Here is a 22,777-nt window from a genome sequence, read left to right on the forward strand (position 1 = left end):
GTTGCATGAATAAAGTCTCAATTTCGTTTGCTACCGCTAAATTTATTTTTGTCAGCTATTTAGCTCTAGCGCTACTCACCACCTTTGTGGTGGTGAGCCAAGCTGCTAAATCAGTGAACGAACAACAACAAGCGTTCGTAAAATTAGAGACGGATACCTTAAGTAAAAGCTTGCGTCAGTTTCTAACCAACCGACAATTGATTTTACAGGAACAAAGCCAGCACCCGCTCATTGTGCAGTCGATGATGCAATCAACGGTTAATCGCCTAAAAATCGCCGAATACTTTCAGCACCTGCGTTTTTTAGGTGATAAATACCAACTCAGCTTACTCGATTTTGAAGGGCAGTTTATTTACGCCACTAATGATCTCGAAGGCTTTTATCATCACGACGCGCCGTGGCTTCCGCCACTATTAGCAGGTGACATTCCCTCGCACATTAGCGTGAAAAAAATCGGAGAAAACTACTATTGGGTACTCGCCCAAGCCATCGATTATCAAGGTGAAATCGAAGGTGTTATAACTGCAACTATTGCCTTTGAAGACATTCTTAAAAAAATTGGCGCGCCAGCAGGCTTAACTATTAAGTTTATGCAAAGCAGCACTCTTATAGCTCAGTTGGGTGACATTAACCAAGGCATTACACGCGATATCGATTGGCCGATTGCAGGCTTATCACTACAATTTATCTATGATGACACCCTAATCAATCAGGCAATGAGTGAGCTAATTATTCAGCTCACCGTGCTAATTATTATCGCCATCTTGATTATATCCTGCCTCGCTTATTACTTCGGCCGCCGCTATTTAGTCGATCCCGTTGAAAAACTCGCGCTAGCAACCACCTCACTCGAAGACGGCAAAGAGCTATCTGAACTCACCAGTGATATAAAAATCAAAGAGCTATCGCGGCTCACCAAAAGCTTTAACCGCATGAGCCGCACCATTTATCAGCGCGAGCAAGCACTGCTCACCAGCCAAAAAGAGCTATTACAAAGTCATAAAGATCTCAAAGAAAGTGAATCACAACGTATTCAGAATGAGAAAATGGCAAGTCTAGGGATATTAGTGGCTGGTGTCGCCCACGAAATCAATAACCCCATCGGTTTTGTTAAAAGTAATATCGATACGCTACAAGGCTATTGGAGTGATATTTTAGCGCTGATCGACGAGCTAAAATCGACAATGACTGACGAAACGCTGCAGCAACAATTCGATGAACTCTTTGAGCGTCACGATGCTCAATTTATTATTGACGATATTAATCCGCTAATCGACAGTACCAACGACGGTATCGCCCGCGTCACCGAAATAGTTAAAGGTCTAAAAACTTTTGCCCGCAATGATTCGCCAGAAATGGTGCTTAGCGATATTAACGAAGGACTCAGAGCCACCTTGGTCATGGCGCAAAATGAACTCAAATATCATTGTGAAATAAAGACTCAATTAGGTGATGTGCCACCTACATTGATGTTCCCTAGCAAAATCAACCAAGTATTGATGAACTTGTTACACAATGCAGGACAAGCGATTAAAGACAAAGGCATCATTACTATCGTTAGTGATGTTAAAGATAACGAAATATTTGTACAAATTACCGATACTGGCGAAGGTATCGCGCCAGACAAGCTTAGCGAGATCTTTAATCCGTTTTACACCTCCAAACCCGCAGGTCAAGGTACAGGGCTTGGTTTAGCGATAAGCCACAGCATCATGGAACAACACGGGGGCCGTATCGAAGTTGAATCAACAGTCGGCGAAGGCAGCAGCTTTACTATTTATCTGCCTATCAGCGAACAAAGTTAACTTATCTGCTTGGCGCCAAAATACTGCATCGCCACCTGCTCTAGTTTGGCGTAAAGCTTTGCGGGCAGTAGCTTAACCAAAGCGCCAGCAGTAGTGATCATTGTGCGCTTTGGCTCTTGCGACAAGATCCTAACATCACATATTAGCGCCTTAACGACCAGTTTAAGTCCAAGCAGTTTATTATCACTTTGAATAGCACGACGCGCCATATAGCGCAGCTGATAGGCTTTGGCCAAGCGATAATAACCGTTAAACAGCATAGGCGCAGCGGCTTTATTAAGCGCCATAGCCGTCTTCCAGGCACTAAATTGAGCCTCGATATTGGCGGATAAACCACCTTGATTAACTCGATAAAACGTCAATGGTTGCTCAATGCCTTCGAATTGCCAACAGGTTGAAATGGCAAGACGTACCCACAATTCAATGTCTTCCGATTGCTTGAGCGACTCAATAAAATACATTTTGCGATATTTATTTTCGCCACTGCCATAAAACGCAATATCTTCTAGCGCAGAGCGGCGTATCACTGGGCTTGAACCATTGCCTACCGGATTGCGACACAACACGTGTTGCTGCGTAATATCACGTAATCTAGGATACTGACCAATACCTAAATTTTCTCCGTCCTCATTGACAAGTAATGACGGACTATAGCTAATTCCCACCTGTGGATTAGCGTTAAGATGTTTAACGTGCAGCTTTAGCTTATCTTCCGCCCAATAATCATCGGCATCGAGCAAGGCAATATACATTCCTCGGGCCACATCAATCCCCGTGTTGCGCGCGCCAGACAAGCCGCGATTACGCTGCGACACCACTCTAATACGACAATCGTCATAACCTTTAGCAATGGCGACGGTATTATCACTACAGCCATCATCAACCAAAATAAGCTCAAATTGCTTAAATGATTGCGCCAGCACCGAATTAATACAGGTTGCGATGTAGGCATCGACGTTATACATCGGCACCACGACAGAAACAATTGGGACATTATTAATATTCATTGTTAACTCTCCTTAATAATCGCGTGCCATAAGAAGTTATGACAGGGGCAATGAAAATGGTGATACAGCAGAGAACGCCTGCGACTAGTAGCGTTTGAGCAAAGACTAACGGTTGCAATGGATTGGCAATCAGCAAACAACTCGCGCTGATCACTAGGCAGGCAAATCGAATAACGATTTCTTGATGAAAGTGTGCTTGGGCACGCGCTAACGTGCAGCGTGCATCTATCAGTAATGACGGCATCGCCACTAAGCACATTACAGACACAACAGTGGTCACTGATTGCCATTTAGCATCGAATAACAACGGTAGATAAATCGGAACAGCCACAGCTTGCAACGCAAAAATGAGTGCGACGGCGCCACTTATGCCGTAAATTAGCAGCAGATGATTGCTTAATGTTTGTTGGCGGTGAAGTTTGCATAAAAACGGATAAAGCGCGGCATTAAAGACGTTGCCAAGCGACTGACTTAAGCCAATGCCCGCATTTTTAGCAAAACTATAGAAACCAAATAGTTCTGGCGTCATCACCTTAGCGGCGATAAAAGTATCGAGATTCAGACGCAAGCTTTTCAATAGCTCGCTACTAAACACCTGCCCCGAACGAGTCACTAATTCTTTTAGCACAGTCCAATCTACCCGCCACTCAAATCGTGGTGACGGTAAATGAATGAATAACACGAGCCACAATGTTGAAAACACTAGCTTGCCATAAGCAACCGCCATAATATCTGCGCCATACCAAGCGAATAGCGCAATCGATAAATTCTCAGCCGTCACACAAATGCCATGGCGAATACCAAAAGCGCGCATGTTATTGTCACGCTGCAATAGAAAAATACGAATACTCACCCACGGATACAACAGATAAGTCAGCGCCATCACCCACAGTAATTGCGCAATATCAGGATTGTCATACCAACTGGCCACTGCGCCTGCAAGCGACATTTGCAACAAAATAAGCAGCGCACAAATCCCCCATTGGATGACAATGCCATTTTGAACATATTGCACCAGTTGCTGTTCACTACAGCGAATAATCTGCGGCCCGGCACCCGCTTTTAGCAATAAGGAAAATAAGTCATGACAAGCCAGCGCCAACATCGCCGTGCCATAAGAAACAGGCGCGAGCATAAACGCCAGTACAATAATGGTCACGATGCGAGATAACTTAGCGAGAATTTCGGCACCAAAGAGCCAAGCAGCGTTGGAAAATAACAGCGACATAGGCCGCAGCAGTTGTTTCAAATAAGTCGTCATGACGCGATATCCTTGTATGGGGTATCAGCTTTCTTCAGCTAATTTCAACTTATGCTCTTCAACTTATGTTCCACTCTGCCTTAGTTTTTAATTGATTGATTTGTAATGATTTTATAACGCAAAAATAAAAAGCCCTATCTCGACATTGCACAATGCAACGCGTAGATAGGGCTTTTTCGCAATTTGGAAAGGAGCAATTAAATCAATTTACGAACTTATTTGCTCACTACTTTCATCTTGCCACTGCTGAATTTTACGATACAAGGTCGATGGACTTACTTCTAATTCATTAGCGGCTTTAACCACATTACCGCCATAACGTTTAATAGTTTGCGTAATCGCTTGGCGCTCAATTTGTGCTAACGACATAGTAACCGCATCAGCTGACGAACTATCATCGGCCACTGACTGACTCTGAATCGGCTGATTAAGCGTCGCTTTAATTGAGCTTGAACGGCTAACGCTTTGCTGTGCTTGTCCTAACTGACTTTCGACAATTTTTCTCGACACCATAGGCCCTTGCGACATGACCACACAACTGTGAATAACGTTTTGCAGCTGCCGCACGTTACCTGGCCATTCATAATCTAAAATCAGTTGTTGGGCATCACTAGCAAATCCCGCAAACGCTTTATCTTCAAGTTCACTGTAATGCTGCAAGAAATGTTCTGCTAACTTCAAACTATCGCGATCACGCTGATTAAGTGGCGGCATAAATAACGAAATAACATTTAAGCGATAAAATAAATCTTCTCTGAGTTTATTTTCTTTGATGGCTTGCTGCGGATCGCGATTGGTGGCGCACACAAATCGAATATCTGCGTGCTCTTCTTTACCGCTACCGACCTTTTGAAATTTTCCGTCTTGAATAAAACGCAGTAACTTAGCCTGTAAATTGATATCCATCTCGCCTATTTCATCGAGAAACAAGGTACCGCCGTTAGCCAAACTCGCAGCGCCATCACGATTAGACACCGCACCAGAGAACGCACCTTTTACATGGCCAAAGATTTCAGATTCCATTAATTCGCTGGGGATCGCCGCACAATTAAGCGCCACAAAAGGTTTATCGCTGCGCTTACTCAGCTGGTGAATCGCCGCAGCTGCTACTTCTTTACCCGATCCACTTGGGCCGGTAATAAACACCGACGCCTGACTTGGCGCGCATTGCTCAATTGATGAATACACAAATTGCATCGCCACCGAATCACCAATGAAGCCTTCAAAATGCTCCTTGCGATAATACTGATATTGCTCGATAGTGCGGCGCATCAAGGTGCGCTCTGCCAACACTTGTTGCAGTTGCAGCGCTTGTTTGAGCTTAACAATCAACTCCATGTTGTCCCACGGCTTTTGCAAATAACCCCAAATATGACCGCTATTAATTGCGCCCAACACCATATCCATATCGGCATAACCAGTTAAGACAATGCGCACGGTTTCCGGCGCTTTCTTGGCCACCTGCGCCAAGAGTTCATTACCATCCATTTGCGGCATTCGCATGTCGGTAACCAACACATCAACGGGAGATTGCTCAATAATTTCTAATGCTTCATGGCCACCATTGGCCGTTAGAATTTCAGCATCTAATTTGCGAGCAATACGAGATAACGAGCGCAAAACATCAGGCTCATCATCGACAAAAAGAACACGGGGACGGTTTATATTTTCCATAATCTCACCTCTTGAACGGGCTCTGCGTAGGGTTTATTTGCACCAATTTATTAACAACGCGCTACTCCATGCATTTCTAATAAAATCTAGCTATACAAATAACAATCGCAGTATGTTTTGATTATGTATTAAAAGGTGACTAAAAACAAAACTTTAAAAAAACGACAGCCTAGGCTGTCGCTTTCAATTGCAAATGACGAAAGGCAAAATTCTATTAAGCGAGAATCTCCTGTAGCTCAGCTTTAAAAGCATCGCCTAAATTATTATCTCTTAAACCATATTCAACAAACGCCCGCATATAGCCTAATTTACTGCCGCAATCGTGAGAGCGTCCCGACATATGAAAGGCTTCGACCATTTCAAGTTGAATCAACTGCTCAATTGCATCGGTCAATTGAATCTCATCGCCAGCGCCGGGTGGTGTCTGCTCTAATAAGTCCCAAATGGCGCTTGATAATACATAACGGCCAACCACCGCCATGTTCGATGGCGCTTCATCGATAGCAGGTTTTTCAACGACGCGAATCATTGGTTTTGAGCGCCCTTCAGATAACACACAACCATTGCAATCAGCTACGCCATATTGACTCACTAACTCCTCAGGCACTGGCTCTACCATAATTTGACTAATGTGATTGTCGTTGAAGCGATTAAGCATTGCCGCTAAGTTTTGTGTTTTTAGATCCGCCGAAGCGTCATCTAAAATCACATCCGGTAGCACAACGGCAAATGGCTCATCACCAACAATAGGACGTGCTTTTAATACCGCGTGACCTAAGCCCTTTGCTTCCCCTTGGCGCACCTGAATAAGTGTCACGTCTTCAGGACAAATCGAATGAATTTCATCGAGCAGTTGACGCTTAAAACGCTGCTCTAACGTGCTTTCCAACTCAAAAGATTTATCAAAATGGTTTTCTACCGCGTTTTTCGATGAATGTGTCACCAACACAATTTCTTTAATGCCTGCGGCGATACATTCATTGACGATGTATTGAATCATCGGCTTATCGACAATCGGCAGCATTTCTTTGGGAATAGCCTTGGTCGCAGGTAACATTCTCGTACCTAAACCCGCAACTGGGATCACTGCTTTCTTTACTGTTTTATTAGCTAAACCGTTCATGATAGTCACCTTTGTCCTTGCTAAATGTAGCGAATCAAATATCAAATCAATTTATGGTGTAACAAGACATAGCGACATCCGTGCCACTACAGCAAGCCATTGTTTATAAATAACAAAGTGATAAATTTGCACATTTAAAATCGCATTATTTTGCATCTTGCAATGCGTAGCACTAATTAGTGCTCGTATTTTGCAAAACAACACAGCACCACAACCTCCGACCAAAATTGAAAATCAATATAATTCAATGGATTAACAAAAAATAGTGAACAGGAATACTAATTGCTATCAGCCTTAAGGACGTTAATTTTAACTGACTGGAGGCCCTATGATGGAAGCACCCTTTCAAGCAGAAGCGAAAACATCGCGCCATACCACGCTGGTATTTAGCATTGCCTTAAATGGATATCAATGGCGTTACTTTAAACACCTTGCATCACATCGCGCCTATGCAGAAAGGCACGACTATCACTACGAAGTTGTCACCAAACCATTTTACTCGCCAATGGGTATCGAGTGCTGCTGGCTCAAACTCACCTTAATGTACACCGCACTGCGCGCCGGCTATCAACAGGTGATGTTCGTCGATGCCGATGCCTATATTAATGACAACTGCCCGCCGCTAAATACCGTTTTTGTGCCAGCGAAATCCATTTACATGGCTAAGGGTTACTCACATCGATTTAATTCAGGCGTAATGATTATTCGCAATTGTCCGCAGGCGCGAAGTTGGTTGAAACGCATTATTACCCACCGCCATGAAAAGGTAGAGCCGCAATACGATGTTGGTTGGGGGGAAAATAGTCATGTCATCAGCCACAGCGAAGGGTGTCGATTTATTAAAGAAATCCCTCAAGAATGGAATAACACGAGCAGCTATTACCTAACGGATTTCATTAGACACCACAACTACGGCCCACTGCGCAGTGGCTCAATAGAGCGAGCAACACATTACCTGATGTTTGTGTTGGCCAATAAGATAGCTAGACTACAACGCTTGTTTACCAAACAGCGTAAAAAGTCTCGCCGCGATGATTTGCTGCTTGAGCAAACCCAGAAAACATTACACAACTTTCCCAACTTTTGTCATCGCGCTATTAATGAGTCGCCGCAAACCGCCAATTCACCACTTAATTCGCGCCTCGCAAAATGAAAATGGATTTTTATTCTGCGAGTAAATTAATTATTTAAAAACTCAACACAAACCATAAAACAACGTAATTTCAATAACTTAATAAAAATTAAAATATTGGCACAACCTAAGCAACCAGCAGTATAGAACAAACAAAAACAGCAATACCAACCTTTAACAAGGAGTGTATTTATGAAAACTGCAAGCGTAAATAAATCACCGTCAGCCACAAATTCACTATTAAATTTATGGCAACGCGTTACAGCAATTAAACCAGCTAACCACAATAAGCCGCGCGTGAATAATGCGCCTTATATCGTCAAGCTATTTGGACTTGATATTCGCAACGTCAGTAAAACGCAGGCGGTTAATTGGATGACGACTAAAGCCAATCCACTTGGCCCCAAAGTTGGCTTTTTCGTTAATGCCCATTCCATAAATCTCGCGGTTGAACATGCCGAATTTAATCACCAGCTAAACCAAGCCGATGCCCTGTTTGCAGATGGTAGCGGCATGCGCATGGCAGCACGTCATACTAACTATCAGCTGCAAGATAACGTTAATGGCACAGACGTGCTGCCACTGTTGTGTCAACAGTGTATCAATCACAAGCGCTCTATTTATCTACTTGGCGCAGCGCCGGGTGTGGCACGTGAGATGCGTGATAACCTCATTCGCGATTTTCCCAAACTTAGCATCGCGGGCTATCAGCACGGTTTCATTAACGATAGCGATAATCAGCAAGTCATTAACGCAATTAACGATAGCCATTGTGATGTGTTGCTCGTGGCTATGGGTTCACCGCTGCAAGAGCGCTGGATCAACCAGCACAAAGATAAACTGCAATGCCGCACAGTGTTAGCTGTCGGCGGTTTATTCGACTTTTTCAGCGGCAACATTCCACGCGCACCGTTATGGCTACGCAGCCTAGGTGGCGAATGGTTGTGGCGTTTAATGCAAGAGCCCCGCGTTAAATTCAAACGCTACGTCGTTGGCAATCCCCTATTTCTATTTCGCACTTACGTTCTTGGCTTAGCTAAGAAAGGAGCTTAATCATGGCTATTCAACTAATAGATCGCACCAACAAACACTCATTGACTCACGTGCTTCGCATGGCCTTGATGCAAAAACGTATGACAAAAACGCTTGCGACTATAAGAGCGCAGCAGAAGAAATGCGGACATCGCGGTTTACCACTCGTCATTGGTCAGATGTTAGCATTAGTGATGTTACTGTTACTAAGCCCGCTGTTATTGACTATTGCCTTGCTCATTCGCTTGGAGAGCCGTGGCCCAGTGTTCTTCTCCCAACTGCGTGTTGGTGAAAACGGCCGCCGCTTCACCATGTATAAGCTACGCTCAATGTACTTGCCAACGGATCCGCGATTCAAAGCACCAGATCCTGCAAAAAGCAATCGTCAGGGCCTATGTCAGAAATTTAAAAAAGACCCGCGCATCACCTGTATCGGCTGGTTTATTCGCAAATACTCAATCGACGAATTGCCACAGTTATTTAACGTGTTAAATGGAGATATGGCCCTAGTAGGCCCAAGACCAGCACTCACCAGCGAAGTCGAGCAATACAGCCACCAGCAACAAGCTCGTTTACATGCAAAACCGGGATTAACCGGCTTATGGCAAGTATCAGGCCGCGCCGATATCGACTTTGAACAACAAGTTGAGTTAGACACCCAATACATTGCCAAGCAAAGCCCATGGCTTGACATCAAGCTACTGTTTTTAACAGTACCAGCGGTATTAATGGCGAAAGGCGCGTATTAGGAAAAGGTTAGATTTTTTCATTGATACAAAAAAGCTCCCTATTTACTGATAAATAGGGAGCTTTTAATATTTAAAGACTTAACTCATTAGAGTTACAACATTACTTCCAATCAAGTTTTAACTCTTTATGGCTATTTGCGCAGTCTTTTAAATAAAGGTTAATCAAATTTTGATAAGGAATACCATTTTGCTCAGATAGTTGCTTGAAGTATTCAATAACATCCTGATCTAAACGGATAGTAATTTGTTTTTTAAGTTTCTTCGCGTACGGATTAGATACGGATTCTGAAAAATCATATTGTTCACGCATATCGGAACCCCTTATATTGTTTACGCTCGTGCTTTTCAGCTTTTCGCGCTGAAATAATACGAATCCTATCGTCAGGCTCTCGATAACAATGACAAACGACAAGCGTTTTGAATTGACTGCTTTCACCGAGAAGAATAAAGCGCTCTTCGCCAAAAGAGCTGTCGGGATCTGGAATTAATCGAGCGTAGGAATCGTAAAATACAGACTGTGCTTCTTCGAAACTCACACCATGTTTCTTTATATTCGAACTCGCTTTATTAGGATCCCATTCAAATATAATGTCACTCATAAATTACAGTGTAGTTATATTGTAATTATTTGGCAAGTTTGATATTAGAATCCAAATGATCCTACAGCGCCTCATTTTCTTGCTGCTTAGAGAATTGAGCAATTACTTTGTCATATTTTGAGTGTCACTTTTTATTTTTCTCTGTCCCAACGGTATTAATAGCGAAAGGCGCGTATTAGATTAGGAAAGGGTTAGATTTATTAACCTGCAAAAAAAGCTCCCTATTTATTACTAAATAGGGAGCTTTATCGGCTAAAAATTGTATCCAATTTTTACAAAATAGCCTTCAACCAGTCACTAGCGATAGTTTTAAAAGATTCCGAAACTCTCGAATCATCAGAAACTCGTTGCCAGAAATCACCAGCCAATAATGTAGCCTGTTGCCAAATCTCATCTGAAATATTGTCAGGACGCACAATTTTCACCTTAGGCGTCGGAATATCGGCGTTATTTGGCATATATGCCATGGGCAAAATGTCATATGCAGGCGTTAGTTTTGATGGAGTTATTCCATCTAAAAATAGCGATACATTACCATTATGGGTATCCGTATTTCCGATAAGCCTACTGAATGATAACCAAAGTTTTAGCAACTCAGCTTGGTCAGGTTTAATAATCTCTTGGGCCAATAGTTTATCAGCAGCGTCAGACCAGTTTTCTACATAACCAATAAATTCAGCAATCACACTTTCAAGTGACACCATGCCGATTTGACCTTCCTCACGTTCGACAACGGTCCTATCGAAACGTTTGACTTCAAGATAGGCGCGTTTCTCGGTCACAAAAATATCTGTTTCTGCCGCATAACCATTGTATTCACGCAATACGTTTAGCGCATGATGCTCACAGATGAGCAAATCTTTTACCCTCTCGGCATTAGAGTTAGCCACATTGAGCGATTGGCTATATTTTACAATTTTAGACGAACCAAGAAGTGCATTAAATTTCGGTTGCTCGCCACCTGCTGATGAACCTCCAGCTTCTTCAAACTCAGTAAACATTGGCTTAGTTAAATGAGTTTCATAGCGCTCTAATATTCGTTCACGCGTTGGGATGCTTGATTTAACACTTCGCACCGTATCGAAATTTTTATACAGCTCAAAGTTGCCCGGCGTGTTATTTGGCTCTAATACTAAATAGCGCAGCACATCATCACTGCTCCAACTATCGACTCGTGGCGAGACTTGTAAATTTGACGCTACCCGCTTACCAATCAAACGACCGATGAATCCTTGTGGCTTTAAGTCAAAGAAAAACCATGGTAAATCATCATAGGCAACTATTTCGTTATCCATTTCCAAAACACTACCATTATCAATAATCCATAACTTACCGAGTTGATGAATAACCGCATTTTCATCGACTTGCCTAACCAAAACAGGTTGAGTAACCCCCTTAACCGCACGAAGGTAGATATAACGAACGTTCTTACCCTGACCTAAACGCACCACCTTTCCATCATCAATTAATTTAGTTAACTGACGAGATACAGTAGAAACGCTCACAGACAAAAAGTCAGCCAATTCGGCTGAACTACATTGCCCAGTCATGCGTAAATAGCGGGAAAGTCGGTCAATCATGACGAGATTAGATTCCTTTGAAACACTTGTTATTATTGAATTACAGAATTGATACTAACAATTAATGACGAGAATAACTAGCAGGCATTTTACTTAGTTTTTGGAGCTTGGAATATGAAATTTTGAAGTAGAGGCTAGCATAACAACCTAGAACTTTGGCTGTTTTTACTTATGAGTCCCATTGTCAAAATCGCAAAATAAAAGCCCAGTATCTATTGCAAGATACTGGGCTTTCGAAGTCATGCGGCTTAAGCGATTAAAAATCATTGAGAAATTTTAGGGTGTCACTTTTTATGATTAATCAAACCAGCTTTTAAAGAAAAGGGAAAAAGAACGACTTTCATAAGAAAGATTTAAATAAAAAACAACAAGGCACTGAATTATTGGCATCAGAAAGGAAAATCTTAACCAAACATTTTTGCTCTTTGTTACAACAAAAACAAAAGATATAAAAAAGCTCAAAAATACTAATAGCGCTCTATAAGGGTAATAATCAGAATAAGCTAAAATTGGAAAATCGCTAATAGAGTCAACGCCACCAAAATAAATAAAAAATGGCATATATAGAAAATACAAAACGAGCTTTTGTTTTACATCAAGTTCAACATCCCTTCTTATATGTATTAGCATTATAAAAATAACAAGCAGCAGGGTTACTCTCAAAACATCATATATAAAGATCATTGTTACACCGCAGCCAGTTCATTTTATTAAAAATTCGTCAATGACTCTGTCATATTCATTTATATCGAATTCAAACTCAGTCAGATTAATTAAAACACTGTCACTAGCTTCGCCTTCAAATCTCCCATCTTCATCGCCGAAATAAATATCAGTCCATTTAACCGAAGTTTCAGTTCGAATGATTTTACAAGATATTACGCCACAATAATCACAACCACAGTGACAGCGATAAAGGACAAAACGACCGTTATTTAGTTGATTATTGGGCAACTCAAGCCCTTTTAGTTCAGCTTTATGATTTGTGGTTGATTCAAACTCAGTTTGACCAAACCAAGGGCGACTCTCTTCGAAATTGTATAGCTGTGAAAGACCTATTCCATCAACAATAAACTCAGATTGATAATGCAGAGCTTCTTGTTCTACACCATCAATTTGATATTGATAGCCAATCTTCCTGATTTCTAAAGTATTCATAATTTAAATTAACAAAAATATTGATGACAGTATGCTGAAAATTCCACTTGTTAACAAATCTCACGATTTAATTAAACTGTCTAATTCACGCGATCTTGCTATATACTCAAGATTCTTTCTTTAAGTCGGACTTAACAATTTTGGGACAGCCATAAACTTAACTGCTCAGCATATAGAGCTTTAACACTTGGCGAAAAAACAATCCAACTGCCAAAGCAAAAATTTCAGCTGGCGAGTAATAAAAAAGCAGCCACTGTAAAAGGCTGCTTTGTTCAATTTTTTTATATAAGCACTTGGTAAATAAATAGAAAAAAATGGTTGTCCCTTTTTTATTTCAGCAACAATTGGCTACTGAAAATACAAGCGTTATTTGTGCCGCTATCGCGACACAAAAGTCAGGCTAATGCCTTGACAGCAAGGGAGCGTCCATATATGTCTAATCTTTTTACAATGCCCCCTTCGAAAATACCAGAGATTTAACAATCAAACGCTTTGACCTAAATTCCAAATTTATTCTTAGTCGTCTATTTTTATACACTGGAATATACACTTCCACACGTCCATTACCTTGATTTCTCATCGAAATATATGTGCTATTTTTAATATCGTTATAATCTAGCGGATAATTTGAGCGTAATTCAGTTGTAAAGGTCTCTGAATTAAACAGTACGTAAAATTCTTCCTGAATAATCTTAAACTCTTCAATTGACTCAAATGAAGTACCTAATATTCTTGGAATTTTATTCCCTTCGATATAGCCACATTCATTTGCTTTTTTCTGGGCAACCATTAACTTTTCTATAGTGAGTTTTATCGGACGTTCTTGTTTCTTAACAATCTTTACCGGGTCAATGTAATAATAACACCATACTCTGGAGTAGATTCCTTTCTTAACAAGTTCTACCGTATAGATATATGAATCATTTATTTCGATAAATCTCTCATTATAGGAATTAAATGTATTTGGAATTGAAGACTTAAAATTATCCACCCTCGATGAAAACTCCTTTTTATTCAATTCTTTACTGTTGACACCACTAAAAACAAGTATAAAAATAACTAAATAAAAATATTTTATTTTAAGTACCATATTAGTGTCCTGTTCTATCTTTGTCGCGACCCAATGCGCTATTGTATGCGTTATAAAATCTAACTCGATCAGAAGTTAGAATTTCTCTTATTTCACTATATGACGTCATACTTCCGGCCTTCCCATCTGGTGCATTCTTTTGATGCCTCATTCCAAAATAGTGAGTAAATTCATGTTGGAACGTATTTCTGTACGTGCGATAGTCTTTTCCTATAAATACAGTTGTGCTAATCCCTGCTTGTAATACAACTCCTCTCATTTGTACGTACTTTTTCCTGTGTCTCTTTGATAATTATCTACACAATCATAATCACAATGGAGTTTTTTGAGCCCCTTCATTAAACGCCTTGATTTCCTCATCAACAAGCTTATCTAAAAGGCCTGATTCTTCGTCATTATATACATTTAGATTACCAATTTTGGGACAGCCATAAATTTAACCGCTCAGTATTTAGCACTAGACGCTCAAAACACCCTACCGCTAGAGCAAAAAAATTCAACTGGCGAGTAATAAAAAAGCAGCCACTGTAAAAGGCTGCTTTGCTTATTTTTGCTATATAAGCACTGGGTAAATATATAAAAAAATATGGATGTCTTTTTTTACTCTTTGTTATTATGAGAAGGTATTGAGCTTTCGAAGTTATGCGACTTAAGTAATTAAAAATCAGTGAGAAATTTTTGGGTGTCACTTTTTATTGCAAATCCTCCAACCTTTATCTCGATAATGCGATGCCATCCTAGCATTATAATACTTCGCGTAGACTCGGGCTAAAGCGTTAAATTTGGCTGCCGAATAATTTGGATAAAAATGAGAGGTTTTATCAATAACTCTTATTCTTGCTGGTGATATATGGCACTTAATATCAATTCCAGGGATCAAAATCTTATGGCTATAGACACCAATTAAGCGGAAGTCTTCATTTAATATAGATTTTTCTGCGTCCGCATTCGGGTTAGCCGTAAAAATTTTCTCGATGGAATTCTCGAAACCGCTTTCTTTAGTTTTCGTACAAGCAAATAAAAATGTAAAAGCGCATATCAATACAATCATGCTTTTCATATAGTCTTTCATTAAAGTTCACTATTCTTCTTTTTAAAATAACCTGTTCAAGGTTGTTTAAACTGCGAATTTCAAAATCATTTTGAGTCATACTCATCGCCTAGAGACTCTGCACGACTCAGACTAAGCCGTTTAAGTTTGATGAGGCTGTCATCTTCATCAATATTAATTAGTGTACAGTATGTACCCTAAAGCAATTTACCGCTTAATATACAAAGCGAATGAAGATAAATATCCTTAGTATTTTCAAATAAATAGATTATCAAAATTGTAATCATTTAAAACCTCGATTTAAAAATAAACATGTGAAAAACGTAATCGTCCCTGACGTTAAGATGAGTTAACCTAACTCAACCAAATTCCATTTTGCAAACCACCCTATTCCCGCATTGCAAAACGCAAATCCCAACATTTACCACCAATACACAACCCGACAAAATCAATATAAAACAATACCTTAACTAACAAACCAATCTTGGTACAGTCCCTGCAATCCACTGATACATAACTCATCATCAGATTTAAAAACGCAAAACAGCCACACACTGGATAAACAACTACAAGGAGTGCGATATGTTAAAGAGACAACGATTCATTCAATTATCGATGATCGCTTATAGCATTGCTGCGCTTAGTTTATCGGGCTGTGTTAGACACTATTCGAGCGATTTAGATCGCGGTGACGAACAGTTTTACGGGGCGATGGATAACTCTGGCGATAAATTTGTGCATGAAGCGCCGCCAAGTGCCGATTTCGCTCGTGGTCTTGATTGTTTGCAACTGCAAAACACCGCTGCACCTGTTAACTATTACACTGACCAACCACTCAACTTAACTGCCGCTAATGATTTACCTGATATGCGCGTTGATCCGATTTTGGCGGAGGGTTTATTGCTTAGCCCGGGTGATTTAATCGAAGTGAATATCGAAGACGGCGAAGGTTTCTCTGGCCGTTACATCATCGATAACAGCGGTGCGGTGAAGATGCCACAAATCGGAAAAATAGCCGCTGCAGGCGACACCACTAACACGTTGGAAACACAAATTGAGTTGGCATTAGTGCGCAATTATATTTTCCAACCTGCAACAGCCGCAGTCACAATTCAAGTACTTAACTGGTCGGCGATTGAAGTGTCAGTAGCTGGTGCGGTATTTCAACCGGGTCGCGTGCTGATTAACGACAAATTACCAAGAGCAACGCAAGAAGATCGTCTTGCTGCGTCAGGTGATTTCTCCCCTACTCGTTTACTTTCTGAAGCACTACGCGCCGCCTCAGGTATTCGCCCTGATGCCAAGTTAGATCAAGTAATGTTGCTACGTAAAGGCTGGCAAGTACAAGTGGATATGACGGGTGTACTTACTGGTAAGTTAGTCAAAGATTACCCATTGGTAGCTGGCGATCGCGTGATTGTCCCAAGCACAGGTTGTTTCCAACCGCACCTTGTTAGACCGAGCCAAATTACGCCAAAAGGTTTTCGCGTATTTATGTCGAATCTAATCGATTCAGCTGGCGATAACACCAGCGCAGCGATTGGTAAATATTCGACTAGCCTGCCTTATGGCACGCGTTTGCTACAAGCAGCAGTATCAGCCAACTGCGTCGGTGGTAAAGATTGGACTAACGCGCCGCGCCGCATTGTGCTTTCAAGCAAAAATCCACTAACGGGTCAAATTCAAGTCATTGAACGTTCAGTGGAAGAGTTACTTACCATGCCAAGCAAAAACAGCATTAATCCGTACTTGATGCCAAACGATGCCGTTGCTTGTTACGACTCTAGTGTTACTAACCTACGTGATATCGCCAAGGCTATGGCCGAGTTGATAACACCGTTTAAGTTACTGTAGGTGATGATATGAAATATCCAATTGTCCCTTTAGATAGATTTGGTCTGATTAGAGCGCATATCTACCGCACACTAAAACGCCCTTATTTGGTGGTTGCGGTGATGTGTTACGCACTAATTGGTTTGTTTACTGCACTATATCTCGCCAAAACACCAGTTTACACCAGCGATATGGAGTTGGTATTACCGGGTACAGGTAATAGTTCGAGTGTGTCACTTAATGATATTGGTGAAGTAGTTTCAAAAACGAATGCCCCTTTTTCTGGCGGTGGTTTTAACCCACGTATTAATTACAAAGAAATGTTATCAAGCCGCACTGTGATTGAGCGCGCTGCAGATAGCTTAAAAATTTCCCCTGTTGATTTTGGCCGCGCTAAAATCAAGCTCACCGAGCAAACGTCAATAATTACGCTGCAAGTTAAAGGCAGTAGCCGCGAACAAGCGCAAGCTAAAGCATTTGCACTCTATCAATCGTTTCAACAAGAGCTTGATAACCTTCGTGCCGATGAAGTATTACGTCGCGATCAAAGCATCAAGAATATTCTTGGTCAGTACCAAGAGCGCATGAATGATACGCGCAACGCGATTGTCGATTTTCAGCAACGTTCAATGCTTGTATCAAGCGATCAAATGGATCAATTAATTCGCACCTTATCTGGCGTTAAAGAAAAGCATCTTTACACCAATGCTGAAGTGCAAAAACTAAATGAATACATCAACCAATTAAGTGAAGAGTTAGGTGTGTCGCCGCGTCACGCAGGTCAAGCGTTTACGCTGCAGTCTGATATTGAGTTTCACGCCTATGCACGCGAGTTATCTACCACGGTGAGCACGCTAACTGAATACAGTGCGCGTTGGGGTAAAAAGCACCCTAAAGTAGTTGCGCAGCAAAATCGCTTACAGTTAACTCGCAAAGCCATTGCTAAGCGCTCACGTGAGATCTTTGGCATCGATTCGGCGGCTATTTTCACCAGCTTAGATTTAGAGTTAACGCCAAAACGTGCGCAGCTGTTTGCTGATCTTATTGATGCCTTTGCAAATCTCCAAGGGCAAAAATCAATGCTTATCGACTTAGATCGTTCTATCACGCGCATGACAGATCAACTTAAAGTTTATTCACGTGAAGTTATCGAACTAGAACGTTTAGAGCGCGAGTTTAATATGGCCGAAGCTATCTTTACCTCAGCAGCAGCCCGAATCGAAGCTAGCCGTGCCGATATATTTGCGTCTTACCCAGTGATTCAATTATTGGCAAGCCCATCATATCCAGAACTAAAAAGTAGTCCACGTAAGTTAATTGCGTTTATCGCCGCCTTCGCAGGCATCTTCTTCGTCACCTTAGGATTAATCATCATATGGCAACGTGCACACTTAATCGAAATACTGCTGAAGAAAAGCTAGTGTGGTATGCCATGGTGCTTACCTACCCTTGCTTTGCAATCGGTGCTTTATATGTCTCTGGCTCAGTGATTGGCTGGATGATCTTCGGCGTCGCCATGTTGCGCTGGTATATCAAAGGTATCGACAATTCAGCTTATCTACCTAGCATAGTCTGGCTATGGATTGGCGGTGGTTTAGTCTTATTACTCGCACTATTCGTTGCCCACGCTAACTGGGATTTAGGTCTTGGCAAAACCATTAAATCAACCATTGGCTGGGCCAAAGGCTGGGCATTGCTACCACTATTTCTTTTCTTAGGCGCTATGGTCAACATTAAGCGTGAAATCATTATTCGCGCCGCTTGTATTATCGCGATTCATTCATTGTTCTTTGGGGTAATTACCATCGCCGCTTATATCGTGAAGCTACCAGCAGATTTATTTGTATCGCCGTTAAAAGTGGTTGGTGGTCCGGGTCCTGATTTTTTCACCGTCAGTCTTTATGGCCTCAATCCTGAGACGGGCATGGGTCGCTGGCGCTTTTTTGCACCGTGGGCACCTGCAGCAGGATTTATGGCGTGTATGTTATTCATTTTCTGTAGCTTAGAGAAAAACACTCGCTATAGAAATTGGGGCATCGCAGGCTGTGTTGTGATGTGTCTACTATCACAATCACGCGCTGGCTGGGCCATTTTCATTATGCTAATTCCAATGCTGATGTTTCTTGGCAAAATGAAAAGCCCGCTAATGTTGATTGTTATCGGCGTAATAACCTGCTTATTTTTACTGGCGGCTGAAGCGATTTACGATTGGATTTACACCTTGTATTCAGACATTAAGGCCGCGCGTCCAGATTCTACGCGAGTACGCAGCGCGCTAGCCAACATTGCCGTGCAACGCTGGGAAACTGAAGCGCCAATTTGGGGACATGGCATTGTCGAACGTGGTCCGAAAATCGTTGAATTTATGCCAATTGGTACTCATCACAGCTGGTACGGTTTGCTGTTTGTCAAAGGCATTGTCGGGCTGCTCGCTTTAGCTATTCCACTTTTGTTTACAGCATTATATCTACTGCTCACAAGCTATCATTCGCCAATGTCGCCAAGTGCGTTTTGTATGGTGATGGTATTGGTGTGTTACTCATTTTTCGAGAACCTAGAAATTCTCGCTTACCTCTATTGGCCTGCACTGCTATGGATTGGCATGGCTTTAAACCCAAAAAAATCAGGAGCTCGCTATGCAAACTAAACGCAAAATAAACCCATTAAAACAATACGACAGCCACTTGGTTGGTTATTACGGTATGCAAAATAGCGGTGATGATGCTTTGATGTATGCGACGTTGTGGGGCGCTAAGCACATTATGCAAAGCAAAAGCATTAGTGTCGGACTTTACGGCATGCCAAAACCTGAGCTGTTAGTTAACCGTCAATTGCCACTGCAGCAGCATCAAGCATTTCCTGGTCACAACCGCTTGAATCAATATCGCGCGGCAATGCAATGTGAGCGTGTAATTTTTGGCGGTGGTTCGGTGCTACACAGCGAATCAGATATAAATATTAAACGTCATATGATGGCGCTTAGCAGCCGTGAAAATAGCGCTGCGGTTGGCGTAAGCTTAGGCCCGTTCCAATCAGTGGCCGCTGAAAAAGCCTGTAGCCAATTTCTCAACGAATGTGGTTTTGTGGGCGTTCGCGATCAAGAAAGTTTAAACATTGCACAAGCAATAGCGCCAAACGCGAACGTGAAAAAGACCTTTGATTTAGCGCCATTACTACTTTGCAATCAAATGCCGAGTAAGCGCCTTAATCGTTGTGGTGTTGCATTGGCACTGTGCCCTGTTGCCGTTACGCCACATGGTGATACAAACGCTAAAGCAGAGCGCAAACGCTTAATGGAAATTTGTCATCTGATTGAACGTATTTATGCCCGCACTGGCGAGCCGATTGTTCTTCTGACCTTCAACGGCCACCAAGAATTAGGTGACGGTCAAATCAATCAACAAATCATCAATTACTTTGGCGATAAACTGCCAATTATTGCAAAGCCGTACGATGCGAATCCAATGGCTGTATTGCAAGATTTAGCGAGCTATAAAGCGATTGTGAGTATGCGCCTTCACGGTTCAATTATGGGCTTTTTAGCAAACACGCCTGTATTTTCGGTGAACTATCACCCTAAATGCGTGGGTTGGTGTGAGCAGGTGGGTATGGCGCAGAATTATCGCTTTGCCGCGCAAGACCTAGACATCGACACCTTAATTACAGAATTAGATGCCGGACTAAACAATCAATTTATCGCACCAACGCTGCCTGTTAGTAAAGCGTTAGAGTTAGCGTTATCAAACTGGAGTAATCACTATGAACAAGCCTAAATTTAGCGTCGTTATTCCGCTTTATAACAAAGAACAACATATTATTAGAACCCTTAACAGTATTGCCAAACAGTCTTATGCGGCAAGTGAGATTATTGTGGTTGACGATGGTTCAACCGACAATGGCCCGCAGTTAGTGAGTGAATGTAACATCGACAATGTAACCTTGGTGCAGCAAAAAAACGGTGGTGTATCTAGTGCTAGAAACACCGGTATTTCGCTTACTAAACATGAGTTTATCGCCTTTATCGATGCCGACGATCAATGGCTGCCACTTTATCTTGAGGAGATTGCAAATTTAGTGGCTAAGTTTCCGCAAGCGGGTGTTTATGCCACTCACTATCAAGTTATTGAACCGGGTAACAAATACGTCGATGCCAAAGTGAATCTCAAAGATGTCGACCCAACGGGTACCTTGCTCGATGATTATTTTGATGTGGCGTCAAAAGGCGATCTACCATTTACCATGTCATCAATTACGGTGCGAAAATCACTAGTAAATAACATTGGTGATTTTCCATTAAACGAGCCTATGGGTGAAGACCAAGACTTTTTCGTCCGCGCAGCCATGGCCAGCGATATCGCCTATTCACCATCGATTCAATCGCTGTATCACCGCGACGCTACAAACCGCGCTTGTAATTTGAATGTTCCACATCAAGAGTGTCCGTTTAGCATTCGTGTGACCAATCAAGCGATGCAAAAAAACAACAGCAAACACAATCGTGTAACCATGCTTAGATACAGCGCAGCGCACCTTTGCCACATCGCTAAACTCAATATTTTAGGCGGTCAATTTGCGAGAGCGCGCGCGCTACTGAAAGATCCGCGTTGCCAGTTAAAACCTAAACACAAATATGGATTATTTATTTACTCATGGCTGCGCCAAACCCAAGTAGCTGGCGCTGAGTTACTGGGACGTTTGAAGGCCTAGCCTTGCTTAGTTTCGCTTAGCTATTCCACATCATCGATGGGCAGGACAATGGTAAAAGTTGTTCCCTGCCCTTCTTCACTATGCGCAGATATTTTGCCACCGTGTTTATCGATAATGCCAAATGACACCGATAAGCCAAGCCCGGTACCAACGCCAACTGGTTTGGTGGTATAGAAAGGATCGAAGATTTTCTTAAGCACTTGTGGCGACATGCCTTTGCCATTATCTTGGACTTTGATGATCACCCAATCGCGATCATGGCTATTTGTTTGATAGGTCCGAATATCAAGCACACCGTTTTCTTCACAGGCGTACGACGCATTTAAAAACAGGTTCATCAACACTTGGGTAATCTCGCCGCCATGACAAAGCACAGGTGGAATTTCGCCAAAATGCTTTTCTACCTGCATGGTGTATTTAAGCTCACTCCAAACCACTTTGAGAGATTCATCGATCAGCTGATTAATATCGCAAGATTCTTTTTCTAACTCGCCGCTATGACTGACTTTTTTAAGATTAGCAACGATAGCACTCACGCGATTAAGCCCTTTAACACTGTCACTGACTAAGGAATCGATATCTTCCACAATAAAGTCGATATCATGCTCATTGCGCAACTCTTGATATTGTTTGGAAAATTGCTCGTTATCTAATGCTAACAGCGAACTCATAACAAGTTTATCGAGCGACAGAATACTTTGCAGATAGTCACTCAGCGTATTGAGGTTACTAAGGCTAAAACCGATGGGATTGTTAATTTCATGGGCAACCCCAGCGGCGAGCTGACCAATCGATGCCATCTTCTCCGATTGCACGAGCTTGTCTTGAGTTTCTTCAAGCTCAGCAACCGTGCTTTCGAGCTTCACAACATTGTCATATAAGGTGCGAGTCTTATCGTCGAGCAAAGATTCAGCCATTTGACGCGCCTGACGCTCGCGCTCATATGCCGCTTTATAAGGGTTTTCTTCACTCATAG

General features: G+C 41.9%; 20 protein-coding genes. 9 read left to right on the plus strand and 11 right to left on the minus strand.

The window, feature by feature from the left end; all coding sequences use genetic code 11:
- Nucleotides 1-5 precede the first annotated feature (5 nt).
- Complete coding sequence (locus tag MHM98_RS11870; protein WP_239439522.1) at nucleotides 6-1,805, plus strand: ATP-binding protein; 1,800 nt, start codon at nucleotides 6-8, stop codon at nucleotides 1,803-1,805.
- Here MHM98_RS11870 and MHM98_RS11875 read toward each other — a convergent pair.
- The 4 genes from MHM98_RS11875 to galU form a co-directional block, all read right to left on the minus strand.
- The gene (locus tag MHM98_RS11875; RefSeq protein ID WP_239439523.1) at nucleotides 1,802-2,812 is read right to left on the minus strand and encodes a glycosyltransferase family 2 protein; all 1,011 of its coding nucleotides are present in this window, start codon (nucleotides 2,810-2,812) and stop codon (nucleotides 1,802-1,804) included. The two genes, MHM98_RS11870 and MHM98_RS11875, sit on opposite strands and share 4 nt — an antisense overlap.
- Nucleotides 2,802-4,073 (minus strand): oligosaccharide flippase family protein, encoded by a 1,272-nt coding sequence (locus tag MHM98_RS11880; RefSeq protein ID WP_239439525.1) that lies wholly within the window; start codon nucleotides 4,071-4,073, stop codon nucleotides 2,802-2,804. Before MHM98_RS11880 ends, MHM98_RS11875 begins: the two co-directional genes overlap by 11 nt.
- Nucleotides 4,074-4,280: 207 nt before the next feature.
- Nucleotides 4,281-5,747, minus strand: coding sequence for a sigma-54 dependent transcriptional regulator (locus tag MHM98_RS11885; RefSeq protein WP_239439526.1), 1,467 nt, complete (start codon nucleotides 5,745-5,747; stop codon nucleotides 4,281-4,283).
- A 214-nt stretch (nucleotides 5,748-5,961) separates the two neighbouring features.
- Entirely contained in the window at nucleotides 5,962-6,870 is a 909-nt protein-coding gene (gene galU, locus MHM98_RS11890; RefSeq protein WP_239439527.1) for a UTP--glucose-1-phosphate uridylyltransferase GalU, read from the minus strand.
- 328 nt (nucleotides 6,871-7,198) lie between these two features.
- Here galU and MHM98_RS11895 point away from each other — a divergent pair, with 328 nt between their 5' ends.
- From MHM98_RS11895 to MHM98_RS11905, 3 genes are all read left to right on the plus strand, one after another.
- Nucleotides 7,199-8,023 carry a putative nucleotide-diphospho-sugar transferase gene (locus tag MHM98_RS11895; protein WP_239439528.1) on the plus strand — a complete coding sequence of 275 codons (825 nt, stop codon included), beginning with the start codon at nucleotides 7,199-7,201 and terminating at the stop codon, nucleotides 8,021-8,023.
- Nucleotides 8,024-8,194: 171 nt separating this feature from the next.
- The gene (locus tag MHM98_RS11900) at nucleotides 8,195-9,055 is read left to right on the plus strand and encodes a WecB/TagA/CpsF family glycosyltransferase (RefSeq protein ID WP_239439530.1); all 861 of its coding nucleotides are present in this window, start codon (nucleotides 8,195-8,197) and stop codon (nucleotides 9,053-9,055) included.
- A 2-nt stretch (nucleotides 9,056-9,057) separates the two neighbouring features.
- Nucleotides 9,058-9,783: a sugar transferase gene (locus MHM98_RS11905; protein ID WP_239439532.1), complete on the plus strand. Its 726-nt coding sequence runs from the start codon at nucleotides 9,058-9,060 to the stop codon at nucleotides 9,781-9,783.
- Nucleotides 9,784-9,883: 100 nt separating this feature from the next.
- Here MHM98_RS11905 and MHM98_RS11910 read toward each other — a convergent pair whose 3' ends face one another.
- From MHM98_RS11910 to MHM98_RS11935, 6 genes are all read right to left on the minus strand, one after another.
- Nucleotides 9,884-10,093 (minus strand): BrnA antitoxin family protein, encoded by a 210-nt coding sequence (locus MHM98_RS11910; protein ID WP_239439534.1) that lies wholly within the window; start codon nucleotides 10,091-10,093, stop codon nucleotides 9,884-9,886.
- Nucleotides 10,086-10,382 carry a BrnT family toxin gene (locus tag MHM98_RS11915; protein WP_239439535.1) on the minus strand — a complete coding sequence of 99 codons (297 nt, stop codon included), beginning with the start codon at nucleotides 10,380-10,382 and terminating at the stop codon, nucleotides 10,086-10,088. The genes MHM98_RS11910 and MHM98_RS11915 overlap by 8 nt, the downstream gene beginning before the upstream one ends.
- A gap of 272 nt (nucleotides 10,383-10,654) precedes the next feature.
- Nucleotides 10,655-11,962 carry a HipA domain-containing protein gene (locus tag MHM98_RS11920; RefSeq protein WP_239439537.1) on the minus strand — a complete coding sequence of 436 codons (1,308 nt, stop codon included), beginning with the start codon at nucleotides 11,960-11,962 and terminating at the stop codon, nucleotides 10,655-10,657.
- A 702-nt stretch (nucleotides 11,963-12,664) separates the two neighbouring features.
- Entirely contained in the window at nucleotides 12,665-13,120 is a 456-nt protein-coding gene (locus tag MHM98_RS11925) for a hypothetical protein (protein ID WP_239439539.1), read from the minus strand.
- A 445-nt stretch (nucleotides 13,121-13,565) separates the two neighbouring features.
- The gene (locus MHM98_RS11930; RefSeq protein ID WP_239439540.1) at nucleotides 13,566-14,210 is read right to left on the minus strand and encodes a hypothetical protein; all 645 of its coding nucleotides are present in this window, start codon (nucleotides 14,208-14,210) and stop codon (nucleotides 13,566-13,568) included.
- A 685-nt stretch (nucleotides 14,211-14,895) separates the two neighbouring features.
- Complete coding sequence (locus tag MHM98_RS11935) at nucleotides 14,896-15,270, minus strand: hypothetical protein (RefSeq protein ID WP_239439541.1); 375 nt, start codon at nucleotides 15,268-15,270, stop codon at nucleotides 14,896-14,898.
- Nucleotides 15,271-15,843: 573 nt separating this feature from the next.
- On the opposite strand from MHM98_RS11935, the gene MHM98_RS11940 reads away from it, so the two are divergent.
- Genes MHM98_RS11940 through MHM98_RS11960 form a run of 5 tightly spaced genes read left to right on the plus strand, consistent with a single transcriptional unit; the run spans nucleotide 15,844 to nucleotide 21,801 of the window.
- Nucleotides 15,844-17,115, plus strand: coding sequence for a polysaccharide biosynthesis/export family protein (locus MHM98_RS11940; RefSeq protein ID WP_239439542.1), 1,272 nt, complete (start codon nucleotides 15,844-15,846; stop codon nucleotides 17,113-17,115).
- 8 nt (nucleotides 17,116-17,123) lie between these two features.
- The gene (locus MHM98_RS11945) at nucleotides 17,124-18,515 is read left to right on the plus strand and encodes a hypothetical protein (RefSeq protein ID WP_239439543.1); all 1,392 of its coding nucleotides are present in this window, start codon (nucleotides 17,124-17,126) and stop codon (nucleotides 18,513-18,515) included.
- On the plus strand, nucleotides 18,470-19,741 hold the full coding sequence (locus MHM98_RS11950) for an O-antigen ligase family protein (RefSeq protein WP_239439544.1): 1,272 nt from the start codon (nucleotides 18,470-18,472) through the stop codon (nucleotides 19,739-19,741). Before MHM98_RS11945 ends, MHM98_RS11950 begins: the two co-directional genes overlap by 46 nt.
- Nucleotides 19,731-20,867 (plus strand): polysaccharide pyruvyl transferase family protein, encoded by a 1,137-nt coding sequence (locus MHM98_RS11955; protein ID WP_239439545.1) that lies wholly within the window; start codon nucleotides 19,731-19,733, stop codon nucleotides 20,865-20,867. The genes MHM98_RS11950 and MHM98_RS11955 overlap by 11 nt, the downstream gene beginning before the upstream one ends.
- Nucleotides 20,854-21,801 carry a glycosyltransferase family 2 protein gene (locus MHM98_RS11960; RefSeq protein ID WP_239439546.1) on the plus strand — a complete coding sequence of 316 codons (948 nt, stop codon included), beginning with the start codon at nucleotides 20,854-20,856 and terminating at the stop codon, nucleotides 21,799-21,801. Before MHM98_RS11955 ends, MHM98_RS11960 begins: the two co-directional genes overlap by 14 nt.
- Nucleotides 21,802-21,821: 20 nt before the next feature.
- Here the strand turns inward: MHM98_RS11960 and MHM98_RS18810 are convergent, their stop codons facing one another.
- Nucleotides 21,822-22,775, minus strand: a complete 954-nt coding sequence (locus tag MHM98_RS18810; protein ID WP_275441536.1) for an ATP-binding protein — start codon at nucleotides 22,773-22,775, stop codon at nucleotides 21,822-21,824.
- Nucleotides 22,776-22,777 lie beyond the last annotated feature (2 nt).

The organism is Psychrobium sp. MM17-31 (genome assembly GCF_022347785.1).
Classification (GTDB): Bacteria; Pseudomonadota; Gammaproteobacteria; order Enterobacterales; family Psychrobiaceae; genus Psychrobium.